This window comes from Thermoactinomyces mirandus (assembly GCF_013868055.1).
GTDB classification, from domain to species: Bacteria; Bacillota; Bacilli; order Thermoactinomycetales; family Thermoactinomycetaceae; genus Thermoactinomyces; species Thermoactinomyces mirandus.
Genome location: NZ_JACEOL010000043.1, coordinates 50435 through 65504 on the forward strand (window position 1 = coordinate 50435; position 15070 = coordinate 65504).

The window sequence follows — 15070 nt, forward strand, 5'->3', positions numbered from 1 at the left end:
TTATGACTATAAATATGGAAATAGTGAATCGATATATTCATGACTTTGTGGAATTGCTCCATGAACCGAAACAGCCACCCCATGATGGAAAGTTAAAGGTTGGCGTTGATCTGGGAACAGCCAATATCGTGATTTCCGTTTTAACGGAAGAAAATATTCCGGTTGCCGGTTCCCTGTACCCGGCCTCGGTAGTCAGGGATGGCCTTGTTGTTGATTATGTTGGTGCCGTTGATATTGTCAAAAAACTGAAGACCGGATTGGAAAAACGATTGGGTATCACTTTGACTGAGGCTGCCGGGGCTGTACCGCCTGGAACTGTTGGAGGAAACAGAAAAGCGATTCAAAACGTTCTTGAATCAGCTTTTTTTGAGGTTACCAATATTGTGGATGAACCGACTGCTGCCGCATCAGTCTTGGGAATAAAACAAGGGGTTGTAGTGGATGTTGGCGGCGGAACGACAGGAATCAGCATATTGAAGGATGGAGAAGTGATTTATACTGCAGATGAACCAACTGGCGGTACGCATATGACACTTGTACTGTCCGGTTATTATCACATTTCTTTTGAAGAAGCGGAACAGTTGAAAACGGACAGGGAGCGGGAAGAAGAAGTTTTTTCACTGATCAGGCCAGTTGTTGAAAAAATGGCATCAATTGTCGAGAAACATATTCAGGGATACGGCGTTGATAACATCTATCTGGTGGGTGGTGCTTCAAGTTTTACCAAGTTTGCTGATGTATTCCGGGAACAGATCGGTATTGAAACTGTCAGGCCTGATCATCCGCTTTTTATCACTCCGTTGGGTATAGCCATGAATTGTTAAGACACCGAGGTGAGCAGTATGAACACAGATGAGGTTATTGACCTGATCGTGGAAAGAGTGCTTGAAAAACTTAAGCAAAGAGAAAAGCAGGCTTTGATTATTTTTAACGGAAGTTTCACCGGGTTAAAAGAGTCTCTGATACAGTTAAAAAAAATGCAGGAAAGAAACTGGAAGTTAAAAGTTGTCCTTTCCAAAAGTGCTGGCCATCTCCTCGATCCGGATCACTTGAAGAAAGAGTTGTCTGTGCAGGAAATCTGCATAGAGGGCAGGGACAAAAATCTGCAATCATTAGATAAGGATTACTCGCTTTTGATTATGCCAACGCTGACAAAAAATTCAGCAGCCAAGATTTCACTGGGAATTGCAGATAATCTCACGACCAGCCTGGTATCCAGATTTATCATGAGAGGATTGCCAATCATTGCGGCCAAAGATGCCTGCCTTCCTGAAGAAAGGAAAAAGACTCCATCAGATTATCTCAATATGTTTGAAAATTATTTAGACAAGTTGGAAAGATTCGGTTTGAAACTGGTGAAGACGGATGAAATTTTTCAGACTGTGTCTGAAAACGAGCCAGGCCCCGTTCATCGTTTTTTTCCCGAAACAGCAGTAAAACCCGGGCCACAGCATATACGCGGGAAAAAGGTAGTGACGCAATCAGATATTCTTGATGCCATCGATACTGGCAGGGTGCTGAATGTTCAGGCCAAAGCAATCATCACTCCCCTGGCAATGGAAACAGCAAATGATGCTGGTGTAAAAATCGTAAGGTTGGGTGAATGAGATGTATATCGGCAGAGTAATCGGCAATGTGGTTGCAACGACTAAAGATTCGAGTCTGAAAGGGAAAAAAATGTTGATCGTAGAGAAGCTGAATATCCAGTCAAATACTGCCGAAACCTCGGAAGTAGCAATTGATACAGTAGGAGCAGGCAATGGCGAATATGTACTTGTTACAAAAGGAAGTTCTGCAAGGGTTTCATCTGGCATGGATTCGGCAGTAGATGCTGCTATTGTCGCCATCATCGACAGTATTGAAATTGAAAAATAGGAAGGAGTGAAACAGGTGGCGATCTATACCAAAAAAGGAGATCAGGGGGAAACAGGCCTGTTGGGCGGGTCAAGGGTTGGAAAAGACAGCGTTAAAGTTTCCTGTTATGGGACCCTTGATGAAGCGAATGCTTCCTTGGGGATCGCATATTCCTTGCTAAAAAATGACCAATTGAAAGAAAGGTTAAGAAAAATACAAAAGCAACTTTTTGTCGTCGGCTCGGAATTGGCCAGTGATTCTAAAGGCAAGGACTTGTTGGAAAACAGGATTCAATCGTCCGATATTGCTGATTTGGAACAAACCATCGACACTCTGGAAAAATATCTTGGCCCGCTTCATGAATTTGTCATTCCAGGCGAGACACCAGCCTCTGCAGCCTTGCACCAGGCAAGAGCAATCATCCGTCGCGCTGAGCGGCACATGGTGAAACTTGATAAAACGGAACCGGTGCGCGATGAATTAAAAAAATATATGAACCGGTTGTCCGATGCCATTTTTATGTTGGCCAGGGCTGAGGTTAGATCCAGTTTTGCTGATAAAGTAAAAAGCCGGGTAATGCAGAAATTGGAACAGTCAGAGAAAAACAGGTCAACAGGGTTACATCTTGATACAGCCAAAAAAATGGCTGAAGCCGCGGAAACTTATGCCAATGAAATCGGGGTTCCCATTACTTTTTCCGCAGTCGATGAACATGGAAACCTGATACTTGTCCATCGCATGGAAGGAAGCTTGCTGGCCAGCCTCGATATTTCCCAAAACAAGGCATACAGTTCACTGGCGCTAAAAATGCCTACACACGAAATTTCGCGTCAGGCTCAACCCGGCAAAGATTTATACGGAATCGCCAATGCAAACCGGAACAGAATCGTCACGTTTGGCGGCGGTTACCCGATCAGGCAAAACGGCAAAGTGATTGGCGGAATAGGCATAAGTGGCGGAACAGTTGCAGAAGATATGTGGATTGCTGAAAAAGTGGTAAAAAAATTTGAAGCGGGTTTGAGGTGAATCAAATGAGTATTGAAATTGATGATATTCGGGCCCTGGTCGCCAAGGTGATCAGAGAGATGGACAACGAACATGTGAAAACAGATATCAGGCATGGAATATTTTCCGATATGAATGATGCAATCGATGCTGCAGAAAGAGCACAGCTGGAGCTGATCAGGATTTCTCTGGACAAAAGGCAAAAAATCATTCAGGCCATCAGGGATACTGCAAAAGAAAACGCGGAACTTTTTGCTGATATGGCGGTTGAAGAAACCGGCATGGGAAGAGTGGAGGATAAAATTGTAAAGAATCTGGTGGCGGCAGAAAAAACACCTGGACTTGAAGACCTGAGATCGGAATCGGCTTCAGGTGATAACGGTCTGACACTGGTTGAGTTATCCCCATATGGTTTGATCGGTTCCATTACCCCAACCACCAATCCAACGGAAACCGTTATAAACAACGCAATTGGAATGATTGCGGCCGGTAATGCTGTTGTTTTTTCCCCACACCCTACCGCTAAAAACACCACCATTAAAGCGATCACCTTACTGAATCAAGCCATAATGAAAGCCGGAGGACCGGCGAACCTGATTACCTCGGTGGAAGAACCGTCGATCGAGCAGGCGGAAGTGCTCATGAAGCACAAAAAGATCCGCATGATCGTGGCTACCGGCGGACCAGGAGTGGTTAAGGCGGCATTGTCATCAGGCAAGAAAGCAATTGGTGCGGGTGCGGGAAATCCGCCAGCAGTGGTGGATGAAACCGCAGATATCGAAAAAGCCGCCAAGGATATCATTGATGGATGCAGCTTTGATAACAATCTTCCCTGTACTTCGGAAAAAGAAGTCATCGTTGTTGATTCCGTTGCCGATTATCTCATTTTTAATATGAAAAAACATGCCGTCTATGAAATGGAATCCCCGCAAGAATTAAAAAAACTGGAAGAATTGCTCATTCATGACGGGAAAGTAAACAAGAAATATATCGGGAAGGGTGCGGCTTATATATTAAGCCAGATTGGTATTCAATGCGAGAGGAATATTCGTGCCATTATTATGGAAACAGCTGCCAATCATCCGTTTGTTCAACTTGAGCTTATGATGCCTGTGCTTCCTATTGTGCGTGTAAAAGATATTGATGAAGCGATTCGTGTTGCCGTTGAGGTAGAGCACGGATTCAGGCATACAGCGGTAATGCATTCAAAAAATATCGATAACCTTACCAATTTTGCAAGGGCTATCCAAACAACAATTTTTGTAAAAAACGGTCCTTCTTTTGCCGGCATTGGAGTGGGCGGTGAAGGATATACAACCTTTACGATTGCTGGTCCAACCGGAGAAGGTTTAACTTCAGCGAAGAATTTTGCCAGGAAGAGAAGATGTGTACTGATCGACGGATTGTTCATTCGTTGAGTTTCGATTTTGGTGTTCATGAGGAAGACGCCGAAAACGAACGGAGAGGCAGGAAGCAATTACTTCAGGGGAATTTGATCGGATGGAGGTTAATGTGAAACGATGGACAACTTCTGTTTAGGACCGGAGATTATCTACGGGGATCAAGGTTTGGGATACCTGGAGCAGATTGATGGCAAGAATATCATGATTTTTACGGACAAGCCAATGGTTAGATTCGGGATCGTCCGGAACGTCGAAAAGATTATTGAACGAAAAAAAATCCCTTATCACATATTTTCCGGGGTGGAGCCTGATCCTTCCATTGATGTGGTGAAAAAAGGACTTGCTCAATTTACAAAACTGAAACCGGATACCCTGATTGCCATCGGCGGTGGTTCTGTCATTGATGTCGCCAAGGCAGTGCTCTTTTTTTTCATTAAAATCCAAAAGCAGTTTGTAGACGCAAAGGCAGTTTGCAGGCCGATGTTTATCGCCATTCCTACAACCAGCGGAACGGGTTCGGAAGTTACCTCCTACTCGGTGGTAACCGATCAGGCAAATGCAGCCAAAGTGCCATTAAGAGACCGGATGATGATCCCGGATGTGGCGATATTGGATGAATCACTTACGCAAAGTGTGCCTCCAAAAGTAACGGCCGATACCGGGATGGATGTACTTGCGCATGCTTTGGAAGCGCTAGTTTCGAGAAAATCTTCGGTGTTTACAGATATGTTGGCAGAAAAAGCAATCAAAATGGTTTTTGCTTATCTGCCACAAGCTTTCCATAATGGTAAAGATGCGCTTGCCAGAAGAAATTTGCACCTGGCCTCCTGTATGGCAGGAATCGCATTTGAAAATGCTTCTTTGGGAATCAATCACAGCCTTGCCCATTCGATTGGTGCAAGATACCATCTCTCACATGGCAGAAGCAATGCCATTTTGCTTCCTTATGTAATTGCTTGTAATGCCGGTATTTATGATGGTAAAGTACATCAATCCAAAGCTGCCCGAAAATATGCTGAAGCAGCGGCCTGGATCGGGTTTGGGGCAGAATCGACTGAACAGGGTGTCAAAAACCTGATCCAGGCCATCAAAAAATTGAACAAGAAACTATGTTTACCGGTATCATTACATGAAACTATTATTGACAAGAATATATTTGAAAAAAATCTTCCCCAAATCACAAAAGTTGCAATGAAAGATATTTGCACCGAAGGAAATCCGAAAAAAGTCAGTCAAAAAGATTTGGCGGATATATTAAAACAGGCTTATTAGTTTCCTTTTAAGGATTTGCAAATATGGGTCCAGCCAATTTGTTTAGAGAAAGGAAGTTTTTGGGATTTCCCAAAAACTTTTTTGTGTAAATCATTTATAAATTGACGGGAATGGAGTTTGTGATCATGATGGTTTTGTTGAAGCAGACGGTGTCAAAAGATTGCCGGATGTTGAGAAAATGTTGACACATATTGTAATGCTTTCTACATTGATGACAGAAATTAACCATGATATGCTTTAAATAAAAAAGTAATGCAAATGTTTAATAACAGATTAATAGAATTTCATTTTATTCTATGAGGGGTGTCACTGTGAAGCGGTTTTTCATCGGGATTGATCTGGGAGGAACCAGTATGAAGATAGGATTGGTCAGTGACCAGGGTAAGGTGATCAGGGAAACGGAGAAGCCCACCCTCAAAGAGGAAGGAGCCGACGGGGTCATCGATCGGATGGTATCGCATGCGAGAAATTTGGCCAAAGAGGCCTGTGTCCCGTGGCAGGAGATCCAGGGCGTGGGGGTCGGTTTGCCTGGATTTCTCGATATACCTGGTGGTGTTGTCAAGTATATGACCAATCTCGGCTGGACAGACATTCCCATACGTGATCGTTTGCAATCCGCATGGCAGGTTCCAGTGAAAATCGATAATGATGCCAATGTGGCAGCGCTTGGTGAAGTGTGGTCAGGGGCGGGGAACGGTGAGAAAAATGCCATTTGCATTACACTTGGGACAGGTGTAGGCGGAGGAATCATCGCCGAGGGAGAACTTTTACACGGAGCAAAGGGATTTGCGGGTGAGATTGGCCATATTCAGGTCGAACCTGAAGGTGCTTTGTGCAATTGCGGGCAGACAGGCTGCCTGGAAACGGTATCATCAGCAACCGGGATGGTGCGGTTGGTTCACCATGCCGTTTCTGTGGGAGAAAAGACTTGCCTGGCTCCATATGTCCGTGATGGCAGTCTGTCAACCCGGCATATATTTGCAGAGGCCAAACGGGGAGATGCCGTTGCAAGGAAAACGGTTGACCAGGCGGTTCACGCACTGGCACAGGTGATGGCAACCCTTTCGGTTGTGCTTAACCCTTCTCTGTTTATTATTGGTGGGGGAGTATCCCAGGCAGGTGAATCATTGCTCAATCCCTTAAGAAAAAAATACCAATGTCTGGCACAAAAAAACGCCAGGCAGGATGTTCGGATTGTCCTGGCGCAACTCGGCAATCGGGCTGGTTTTATCGGTGCAGCCGGTCTTTTAGCACATATACAAAAATAATGTATAATAGAAGGAAATGGTTGCAATAGAGGTGATGACCATGGAAACAAATCAAGAAGTGAATCTGGTTGTCATCACCGGAATGTCTGGAGCGGGAAAAACAGTAGCGATGCAGAGTTTGGAAGACCAGGGCTTTTTTTGTGTAGATAATTTACCACCCTTATTGCTACCGAAATTTGCTGAGCTTCTTAACGAGTCGACCGGCAAATACCGTAAAGTTGCATTGGTGATTGACTTAAGAGGAAGGGAATTCTTTTCTTCCCTGTTTGATTCACTGGGTCAGTTGGTAAAATGTCACGGAATCCATTATCAGCTCATCTTTCTGGATGCGGATGATGAGACGCTTGTCCGAAGGTATAAGGAGACAAGGCGCCGACATCCTATTGCTCCTGACAGTACGCTGCTTGAAGCTATTATTCAGGAGCGCAGGATGTTGGAAGAAATCAAAGGCCGTGCGCATCATATCATCGATACAAGCCAGATGAAACCATCTGTGCTGAAAGAAAAGATTGTCTCGTTAATAGCGCAAAAAGACGATGCTAAAATGACGGTGACCTTTATGTCTTTTGGCTTTAAATATGGGATCCCCATTGATGCAGATCTTGTCTTTGATGTGCGTTTTTTGCCAAATCCGCATTATGTTGATTCGCTTCGGCCGCAAACGGGAAAGGATTCTGAAGTGGCGCAATATGTAATGAAATGGTCGGAAACCAGACAGTTTCTCGAAAAGATTGTGGATTTACTCGATTTTCTGATCCCGCAGTATATGCGGGAAGGCAAGTCACAACTGATGATTGGAATTGGTTGTACCGGGGGGAGACATCGCTCTGTAGCAATTTCAGAATATCTGTATAACACATTCAAGGGGCATGGGAATTGTCAAGTAGCACATCGAGACATCGAGAAAGGCGGATAACCATTGTCAGCAAAGAAAAACCTGAATTCGAGCATCTTTAAGCGCCCGCGGGTTGTTTGCATTGGTGGGGGTACGGGGCTGTCAGTAATCCTGCGTGGTTTGAAAAAACTTCCGATCGATATTACCGCGATTGTTACGGTGGCCGATGACGGCGGCAGTTCCGGGCGTCTGCGCAATGATCTGCAAATGCCTCCTCCTGGGGACATTCGCAATGTTTTGATTGCGCTTGCAGATACAGAACCTTTACTGGAAAGTGTATTGCAATACCGTTTTGAAAACGGAAAAGGTTTGGCGGGCCATACTTTGGGGAATCTGATGATTGCGGCAATGAAAGAAATTACAGGAGATTTTACGCAGGCTGTCAAAGAGATGAGCCGTGTACTTGCCGTACATGGCCGTGTGCTTCCAGCCAGTGAACAGGATGTGAAACTGGTCGCAGAAATGGCGGATGGTACGATTGTGCAGGGAGAATCACGGATTCCCCAATTCGGCAAACCGATTCGCCGCGTTTTTCTGGATCCTCCTGAACCGCATCCGCTTCGTGAGGCTGTCGAGGCGATTCAGGAAGCAGATGGCATTGTTGTCGGGCCAGGCAGTTTATATACAAGTATTCTTCCAAATCTGTTAGTAAAAGATATAAGTAAACTGATTCGCACTTCCAGGGCCTGTAAGATCTATGTGTGCAATGTGATGACTCAACCTGGGGAGACGGACGGGTTTTCCGCGAGCGATCATATCCGGGCGATCTATGAACATGTTGGAGAGCGGCTTTTTGATCTGGCTATTATCAATAATGAAGTTCCGCCGCTTTCCATACAGCAGCAATACGCCAAACAGGGACAGAAAATGGTATTGCCGGATATTGAGGTGATTCACCGGCTCGGATGTGATGTACTGGCAGATAATTTGCTGTTGTATCAGACGGTAGTGCGTCATGATGCTGAACGCATCAGCCGGCATATACTTCGCCTGGTCAATGAGCGTATGAAAAAGTGGCAAAGCGGTTAAAGAAGGGATGCTTTATGTCATTCACTGCGACGATCAAGAAAGAACTGACCCGGCTGGATTCCGAATCCTGTTGCAAAAAGGCTGAGCTCTCGGCATTGGTACGCATAAACGGAACGGTGCATATCCGGAAAAAATCCTTCATGATTGATATCGTTACTGAAAATCCTTCCACAGCACGTTACATTTTTTCTCTGGTCAAGAATTTGTATCAGGTTCAGCCAGAAGTGCTGGTGCGTAAAAAAGTCCGGTTGAAGAAAAACAATGTTTACATGATCCGTTTGGCTTCCAATGCAAACCGGATTCTGGAAGATCTGTACATTATGAAGGGAAATTCGTGGGAACGGATTGAAGGGATTGCCCCGGAGCTCATTAAACGGCCCTGTTGCAAGCGGGCTTATTTACGGGGTGCTTTTCTGGCTTCCGGCTCTGTCAACAATCCGGACAGTGCTTCATACCATTTGGAAATAGTATCAACTTACCATGATCACAGTCAGTCACTTTGTCAATTGATGAACCGGTTTTATCTCCACGCCAAGGTTATTGAGCGTAAAAAAGGATTTGTGGTTTATATTAAAGAAGGAGATAAGATTGGCGAGTTTTTGAACATTATCGGTGCCCATCCTTCTTTGCTCAAGTTTGAGAATGTGCGCATCATGAAAGATATGCGGAACTCGGTAAACCGTCTCGTCAATTGTGAAACGGCTAACTTGAATAAAACTATCCAGGCAGCAATGCGGCAGATTAAAAATATTCAACGGATCGATCAGGAAATCGGATTGGAGCATTTGCCCGACCGCTTGAGGGAAGTGGCAGAAACCCGCTTGAAATACCCGGAGGCGAATCTGGCTGAATTGGGGCAGTTGTTGCCCAGCGGAAAGGTAAGCAAATCAGCCATTAACCATCGTTTGCGCAAACTGGAGGAAATCGCCAAAAAGTTTAGTGCTGACAATGAAACAAAGGAGGATTAGCATGGCAAAAAAGAAGGTAATTGTACAATTGGAAACAGGGCTTCATGCACGCCCTGCCGCTTTATTTGTTCAGGAGGCGAATAATTTTTCGTCGGAAATTTTTGTTATTAAAGGGGATAAGAAAGTAAATGCCAAGAGCATAATGGGGATTATGAGCCTGGCTGTTTCGCGTGGTACAGAAATCACCATTGCTGCCGAAGGAATCGACGCGGAAGAGGCAGTAAACAAATTAGCCGAAATGGTTAGCAAGCCGGAGTAGTTCATAAACAGGAAAAAGCGGGCTGTTTCGCAATGGAAGGGTCCGCTTTCAGTACGTTGGTATATGCAAACAATGGATGTCTTTTACATAAATGATCAAAAATGACATGGAACCGTATGATTCATGTCACATTATATCCATGTTTCTTATTTTACAATGGTATTGAGGGAGGACTGGGAAGTACGGTTCAGGGAATTTGATCATTATATACCAGATTTTTGTACATTCCATTGGAGGAAATTATGGATGCTTTCCTATATCCAGTATTGGCAGTCGGATACCTTGCTTTGTTTGTATGGAGTTTCCGTTCTTTTCGCGAATCTTTTTTTTGGGGAACTTCATGGGTATTGTTTCTGATTTTGACACTGGTTTATGACAAGGCGATTCTCTCACTGGGAATCTTTTTTGGCGGGTCTGACTTGTTTGAAATGTTGAGCCTGATCCGGAATTTGCTCCGGGTTTTGCTGGTGCCCACTTTGGCTTATGTTTCCCTTGACGTTTTGCGGCGGATCCGCGTTGAATGGTCGGAATACTTTGTGGTTCAAGCACTTTATCATATTTACACATTCTGTTTGACAGTATTGGGTGTATTGATGAATATTTTGTGGGTTGAATTTGTTCCGCAGAAAATTAATGGTGTTATTCAATATCTGCCTCAGGAGACGAATTTTCCCCTTGTGACCATGCTTATATTTATTCCGTTGTTCGTTTCGGGATATCTGGTATGGCAAAAAGTACGCTGGCCCATTCTGCTTTTTGGTGTTTTGCTTTCGATCGTGGGGGGAACGGTCTCATTTTTTCTGGTCCAACCGGGCATCGGGGCGGTTTTTGAATTTCTGCTGATGGGCAGTATTGTTTTGACAGAGCAAATGTTAAAACCGGAGGATTATCAGGAAAACACATAAGCATTGTCGAAGCGGCAGTCTTCGGCTTTTTTAAATGAATAGGAAACACCGGCCCGCAGCAAACTATGCGAGGAGGTGTGAATGAGAAGTGAAACGGTTCTCCTGCATTTTTTTCTGTCTGTTAACGCTGTTTCTGGTTTCCTGCCAGCGGTTTGAGAAACCATCCCAACGGGAAGGGCTGGATAAGGACAGCCATTCTTACAGTTTTGTCAGTTTTCCGGAAAGCAGAATGAAACAGGTCGCCATGAATATTGAGGGAGTCGAAGATGTCCGTATTGAATATAACCAGAACAAGATTATGATGTACGTTCTGCCTGCAACAGATATTCATCCTTCGAAATATCGGGAAATGGCCAATCTTGTCTATAAAAAGGTAAACCGGGTCACGCCGGTTAACCCGTTTCATGTTGTCATCGTTCCTCCTGAAAAATGGATGGAAACGCCTTACTAGCATAGCACGGGTTTATAAAACAGGCCTTGGACAGAAACACCCAAAGGCCTGTTGTTATTTATCTGCTTTTCATGATTTTATCAACTAACCCGTAATTCAGAGCCTCTTCTGCGCTCATAAAGAAATCCCGGTCGGTGTCGCGCTGTATTTTTTCCAGTGGTTGCCCGGTAAATTCAGCCAGAAGTCTGTTGATGCGGTCTCTGGTGCGCAGAATCCGTTTCGCCCTGATTTCAATATCTGTCGCCTGTCCCTGGGCTCCGCCCAAAGGCTGATGAATCATCACTTCACTGTTGGGCAGTGCAAAACGTTTTCCCTTTTTGCCTGATGCCAGCAGGAATGCGCCCATCGAAGCAGCCAGGCCCACGCAAATCGTTGACACATCCGGTTTTACATACTGCATTGCATCAAAAATGGCCATTCCGGCGGTAATTGATCCGCCTGGAGAATTAATGTAAAGATGGATATCCTTCTCCGGATCTTCCGCTTCCAGGAAAAGAAGCTGTGCCACGATCAGATTGGCCACTTCGTCGGTAACGGGACTTCCCAGTAAAATAATCCGGTCTTTTAACAGCCGGGAATAAATGTCATAGGAACGTTCGCCACGATTGGTCTGCTCCACAACGATTGGGATCAGATTCATATTGCAGGTGCCGTACTGGCACCTTTCCCCCCTTCCACAATCAAGGATTCAGTTTCTATGTTTACGGAGTGGTAAAATGATTTTGCTGTTTAAATTTATAATAACTTAATGGTCAAAAAAGGTCAAATACGTGCAAATAAAAAACAGGGGATCACATAACGCCCTGTCCAATATTTTCATTTATATCACCTGGGAGGTTGAAAAAGAGGAGGGTAAAGGCGTTTTTGCTTTACCCACAACAAAGAAACAGAGAAGGCCTTTTCAACTTTACGAAAAGCTTTGGGAACGAAGTAGATCCAGTTAGCAGGAGAACAACTGTTTATTAAGACGGTTTAAAAAACAAAAAGTTGCAGGGAGAGAAACATTTTTTAAATAAAATTGATCCTGTGCCTCAGGTTCCAAGAAATTCCACGACCGTTTTGTCGATCTGGGCAACCAGTTCGTTGAGTAAAGCCTTGCCCTTTTTCCGGGAAGCCCGTGACGGGAATCCGATTGTTCCGGTTTGTGTATAGGCGCGCATTCCCAGCACTTCAAGAAGCGGACGGTTTGAGACCTGGACATCAATTATCTGGTCCATTCGAACGGCCTGCTCGTGAAACAGATGAAGCAAGATGGACGTTTCTCCTTCTCCGGCGTGCATGTCTTTATGCGGTGTGGTAGAAAGTCCTGCCAATTCGTATGCTTTTTCCCAATGTTTGCGGCTGGGGGCAACCAGCAGTTTTATCTCTTTCTGGTTGATTTCCTGTGCGATATTGGAAAGAAGCCTGTTTCCTCCATGCCCGTTAATAATCACGCAACGGGTTATCCCCGATTGTTCAAGGGAATACAGAATATCTTCAATAATGGACAAAATGGTTCTCATACGCAAAGAAAGGCACCCGGGAAATCCCATATGTTCAAAGGATGAGGAATAAGGCAGCGTCGGAACAACGAAAGCCCTGTGTTTTTGTGCGAGCTGCTGGGCAATCGCGGTCGCGATAATGCTGTCAGTATTGGTTGGCAAATGAAAACCGTGCTGTTCAGTTGACCCGATAGGAAAAAAAGCAAGTTCCACATTTTCCAGATCCGTCCATGTCGGAAAGTGATTCATGATCTCTACCCCTTTTTGTGTTTTTGTTTACATTTTTTTGCCTAATTCAATTAATTCCTGTTAAAATAAATGTGAAAGTTAAACGGGAAAAAACGTCTTGTATGATTCTTACGGTCATGATATAATACCTTTTGTCAGTTTGAAACATGCGCCTATAGCTCAGGGGATAGAGCACTGGTCTCCGGAACCAGGTGCCCAGGTTCGAATCCTGGTAGGCGCACCAACACAGGTGTTAAGCGGGTTTCATCGTTATTTTAAACTGCGGAAACCGATAAATTAAACGGTAATACATGTGTCACTATTCATGTGATACATAGGATCGTCATCTTTCTCTACGTATGGCATAGGAAGAAAGGTGGCGTATTTTTATGTCTGATAATCTGATACCTTCTAGGGTTAATTATGAAAACAGTGCTGATTTCCATCGGAAGATGAATAAAACGAACCATGGATATCGCAAAGAAGATTTACAGAGAAAGCGGGAAACTACCGGGGCGCGTAGTGTTAGCACGTGAAGCCAATTGCAGGGATAAAATGGCGAGGAATGTAAGCACGGTGCTAAGAAAGCAGATAAACACACAAGCAAGTTAAAATGATAAATAAGTAAAACCACTTCTGAGTTATAAAGCGGTTTTACTTTACGTATTTATTTATAAAAGTAAAAAACCATTTCCCTGTAACATATTTTTGGGGAATGGTTTTTATTTAGCTATTTTTTCTTATTTACGTTCGGTTTCGTCGTCGTCACCTATGCTAACAAATGACAGTTTAATTAATAATATAAATCTCATCCTCACTTTGTAAATTTAGTTCTTAAGGTAAAGGCACCGGTTAATCCCGGTGCCTTTTTTAATTCTCAATAAATAATTCATCAATATTATTCAATCCTAACATCCGTTTAATAGCAAAAAGGTAATTTATATTGTAATTAGTTACCCCTGATTTACCATAAACGGATAAAATTGATTGCGGTATCCCTGTTTCAACGGATAATTTTTTTTGCGTCCAACCTTTTTCTTTCAGTAAATCATTTAAAATACATTTCATATTCGGGGTATCCATGCGCTTACCTCCTATAATTAATGTACGTATAATTGTATACAAAATTCAGTAAAAAACGTATTGATATCTGATATCGGATACAATATAATAATATACAGAAATTAATGAATTTTATACGCAATAATATTCCAAGTCTAGTTTATAAGAAAGGAGGTTTAAACCCTATGGCAAAAGAAACATGCCCACGTTGTGGCAAAAAAGAGTTAGAAAAAAGTAGGGACGGCTACGTATATTGCAGAAACTGTAATTATGAAGAATACGAAGGATAACAAGCCCCCGCTTTTGCGGGTACTTTTTTCGAACAGGAATAGCAGATATAATAACGAATATGTATAGCACCACAAGTAACCGAAGGGATGAATAAACTTGCGTACCGTTGATGCATTCTTAAAAGGGTATAAACCTGCATTCTTAGAAATACCTAACACAAAATGGACAACAAAACACCTGGATTTTTTGTTAGAAAACTATCCATATGTTAGTGAGCGTGACTATGATTTACTTTTCGGAAGACAGTTTTACCTGTTCTTTCAAAACGAGCTAATACAAGCACTGTTTCAAGCGGAGATTAAACGCAGCACATTTTCAAAAGAAGAAGTAGACCGCATATTCGGCACGATTCTGGGTTTCCCGCCTAAGGCAATTGAATACTATGTACGTATGATGGAAGAAGAAAGAAGGGGTAACCTGGAAGTTTATCAGCAGATGAAAAACAGGAAAATCGCTATAATATATTGCGGGTGCAGTTTTTCTTCTGATATAAAAGACTTTGAAATAAACGCGCTCTGGTTACTAGACAAATACCCGTATGAAGAAGCAAAGAAAGACGGTATGTACATACGGTTGAACGGGGAACGTTTACCGGTTCCTATCGAAAATTACCGTCAAATAATGGAGTTTCACGAATACATATTAGGTGCTGTACCGGTATAAAACTGTCTAAAAGACAGTGAGCTTGATGACAAACCC

General features: G+C 43.5%; 17 protein-coding genes and 1 tRNA gene. 15 read left to right on the forward strand and 3 right to left on the reverse strand.

Annotation, left to right across the window (positions count from 1 at the left end):
* The first annotated feature begins 2 nt into the window (after positions 1-2).
* The 13 genes from eutJ (at position 3) to H2C83_RS13565 (ending at position 11309) form a co-directional block, all read left to right on the forward strand.
* Positions 3-824, forward strand: coding sequence for an ethanolamine utilization protein EutJ (gene eutJ, locus H2C83_RS13505; RefSeq protein ID WP_181741633.1), 822 nt, complete (start codon positions 3-5; stop codon positions 822-824).
* A gap of 18 nt (positions 825-842) precedes the next feature.
* Positions 843-1607, forward strand: coding sequence for a flavoprotein (locus tag H2C83_RS13510; RefSeq protein WP_181741635.1), 765 nt, complete (start codon positions 843-845; stop codon positions 1605-1607).
* A 1-nt stretch (position 1608) separates the two neighbouring features.
* Positions 1609-1875, forward strand: coding sequence for a EutN/CcmL family microcompartment protein (locus H2C83_RS13515; protein ID WP_181741675.1), 267 nt, complete (start codon positions 1609-1611; stop codon positions 1873-1875).
* 6 nt (positions 1876-1881) lie between these two features.
* Positions 1882-2880 (forward strand): cob(I)yrinic acid a,c-diamide adenosyltransferase, encoded by a 999-nt coding sequence (locus H2C83_RS13520; RefSeq protein WP_312853921.1) that lies wholly within the window; start codon positions 1882-1884, stop codon positions 2878-2880.
* Between the two features lie 11 nt (positions 2881-2891).
* Positions 2892-4277 carry an aldehyde dehydrogenase family protein gene (locus H2C83_RS13525; RefSeq protein WP_446697287.1) on the forward strand — a complete coding sequence of 462 codons (1386 nt, stop codon included), beginning with the start codon at positions 2892-2894 and terminating at the stop codon, positions 4275-4277.
* A 102-nt stretch (positions 4278-4379) separates the two neighbouring features.
* Positions 4380-5534, forward strand: a complete 1155-nt coding sequence (locus H2C83_RS13530; RefSeq protein ID WP_181741639.1) for a 1-propanol dehydrogenase PduQ — start codon at positions 4380-4382, stop codon at positions 5532-5534.
* 311 nt (positions 5535-5845) lie between these two features.
* Entirely contained in the window at positions 5846-6802 is a 957-nt protein-coding gene (locus tag H2C83_RS13535; protein ID WP_312853922.1) for an ROK family glucokinase, read from the forward strand.
* Between the two features lie 34 nt (positions 6803-6836).
* The gene (rapZ, locus tag H2C83_RS13540) at positions 6837-7718 is read left to right on the forward strand and encodes an RNase adapter RapZ (protein ID WP_246333919.1); all 882 of its coding nucleotides are present in this window, start codon (positions 6837-6839) and stop codon (positions 7716-7718) included.
* Positions 7719-7721: 3 nt separating this feature from the next.
* Positions 7722-8726: a gluconeogenesis morphogenetic factor MgfK gene (mgfK, locus tag H2C83_RS13545; protein WP_246333911.1), complete on the forward strand. Its 1005-nt coding sequence runs from the start codon at positions 7722-7724 to the stop codon at positions 8724-8726.
* A 14-nt stretch (positions 8727-8740) separates the two neighbouring features.
* Entirely contained in the window at positions 8741-9694 is a 954-nt protein-coding gene (whiA, locus tag H2C83_RS13550; protein WP_181741645.1) for a DNA-binding protein WhiA, read from the forward strand.
* A gap of 1 nt (position 9695) precedes the next feature.
* Positions 9696-9953 (forward strand): HPr family phosphocarrier protein, encoded by a 258-nt coding sequence (locus H2C83_RS13555; RefSeq protein ID WP_181741647.1) that lies wholly within the window; start codon positions 9696-9698, stop codon positions 9951-9953.
* 242 nt (positions 9954-10195) lie between these two features.
* Complete coding sequence (locus tag H2C83_RS13560; protein WP_181741649.1) at positions 10196-10858, forward strand: hypothetical protein; 663 nt, start codon at positions 10196-10198, stop codon at positions 10856-10858.
* 88 nt (positions 10859-10946) lie between these two features.
* Positions 10947-11309 (forward strand): hypothetical protein, encoded by a 363-nt coding sequence (locus H2C83_RS13565; protein ID WP_181741651.1) that lies wholly within the window; start codon positions 10947-10949, stop codon positions 11307-11309.
* A 58-nt stretch (positions 11310-11367) separates the two neighbouring features.
* Here H2C83_RS13565 and clpP read toward each other — a convergent pair whose 3' ends face one another.
* A complete protein-coding gene (clpP, locus tag H2C83_RS13570) occupies positions 11368-11949 on the reverse strand; it encodes an ATP-dependent Clp endopeptidase proteolytic subunit ClpP (protein ID WP_181741653.1) in 582 nt (193 codons plus the stop codon).
* Positions 11950-12340: 391 nt separating this feature from the next.
* Complete coding sequence (locus H2C83_RS13575) at positions 12341-13039, reverse strand: creatininase family protein (protein ID WP_181741655.1); 699 nt, start codon at positions 13037-13039, stop codon at positions 12341-12343.
* A 148-nt stretch (positions 13040-13187) separates the two neighbouring features.
* On the opposite strand from H2C83_RS13575, the gene H2C83_RS13580 reads away from it, so the two are divergent.
* Positions 13188-13262, forward strand: a tRNA-Arg gene (locus tag H2C83_RS13580).
* Between the two features lie 626 nt (positions 13263-13888).
* Here H2C83_RS13580 and H2C83_RS13585 read toward each other — a convergent pair.
* Entirely contained in the window at positions 13889-14101 is a 213-nt protein-coding gene (locus H2C83_RS13585; protein ID WP_181741657.1) for a helix-turn-helix domain-containing protein, read from the reverse strand.
* A gap of 366 nt (positions 14102-14467) precedes the next feature.
* Here H2C83_RS13585 and H2C83_RS13590 point away from each other — a divergent pair, with 366 nt between their 5' ends.
* The gene (locus H2C83_RS13590; RefSeq protein WP_181741659.1) at positions 14468-15034 is read left to right on the forward strand and encodes a hypothetical protein; all 567 of its coding nucleotides are present in this window, start codon (positions 14468-14470) and stop codon (positions 15032-15034) included.
* Positions 15035-15070 lie beyond the last annotated feature (36 nt).

Coding starts and splice junctions, on each gene's coding strand:
- eutJ (WP_181741633.1), top strand. CDS start 3: ATGACTATAAATATGGAAATAGTGAATCGATATATTCATGACTTTGTG.
- H2C83_RS13510 (WP_181741635.1), top strand. CDS start 843: ATGAACACAGATGAGGTTATTGACCTGATCGTGGAAAGAGTGCTTGAA.
- H2C83_RS13515 (WP_181741675.1), top strand. CDS start 1,609: ATGTATATCGGCAGAGTAATCGGCAATGTGGTTGCAACGACTAAAGAT.
- H2C83_RS13530 (WP_181741639.1), top strand. CDS start 4,380: ATGGACAACTTCTGTTTAGGACCGGAGATTATCTACGGGGATCAAGGT.
- rapZ (WP_246333919.1), top strand. CDS start 6,837: ATGACCATGGAAACAAATCAAGAAGTGAATCTGGTTGTCATCACCGGA.
- whiA (WP_181741645.1), top strand. CDS start 8,741: ATGTCATTCACTGCGACGATCAAGAAAGAACTGACCCGGCTGGATTCC.
- H2C83_RS13555 (WP_181741647.1), top strand. CDS start 9,696: ATGGCAAAAAAGAAGGTAATTGTACAATTGGAAACAGGGCTTCATGCA.
- H2C83_RS13560 (WP_181741649.1), top strand. CDS start 10,196: ATGGATGCTTTCCTATATCCAGTATTGGCAGTCGGATACCTTGCTTTG.
- clpP (WP_181741653.1), bottom strand. CDS start 11,949: ATGAATCTGATCCCAATCGTTGTGGAGCAGACCAATCGTGGCGAACGT.
- H2C83_RS13575 (WP_181741655.1), bottom strand. CDS start 13,039: ATGAATCACTTTCCGACATGGACGGATCTGGAAAATGTGGAACTTGCT.
- H2C83_RS13585 (WP_181741657.1), bottom strand. CDS start 14,101: ATGGATACCCCGAATATGAAATGTATTTTAAATGATTTACTGAAAGAA.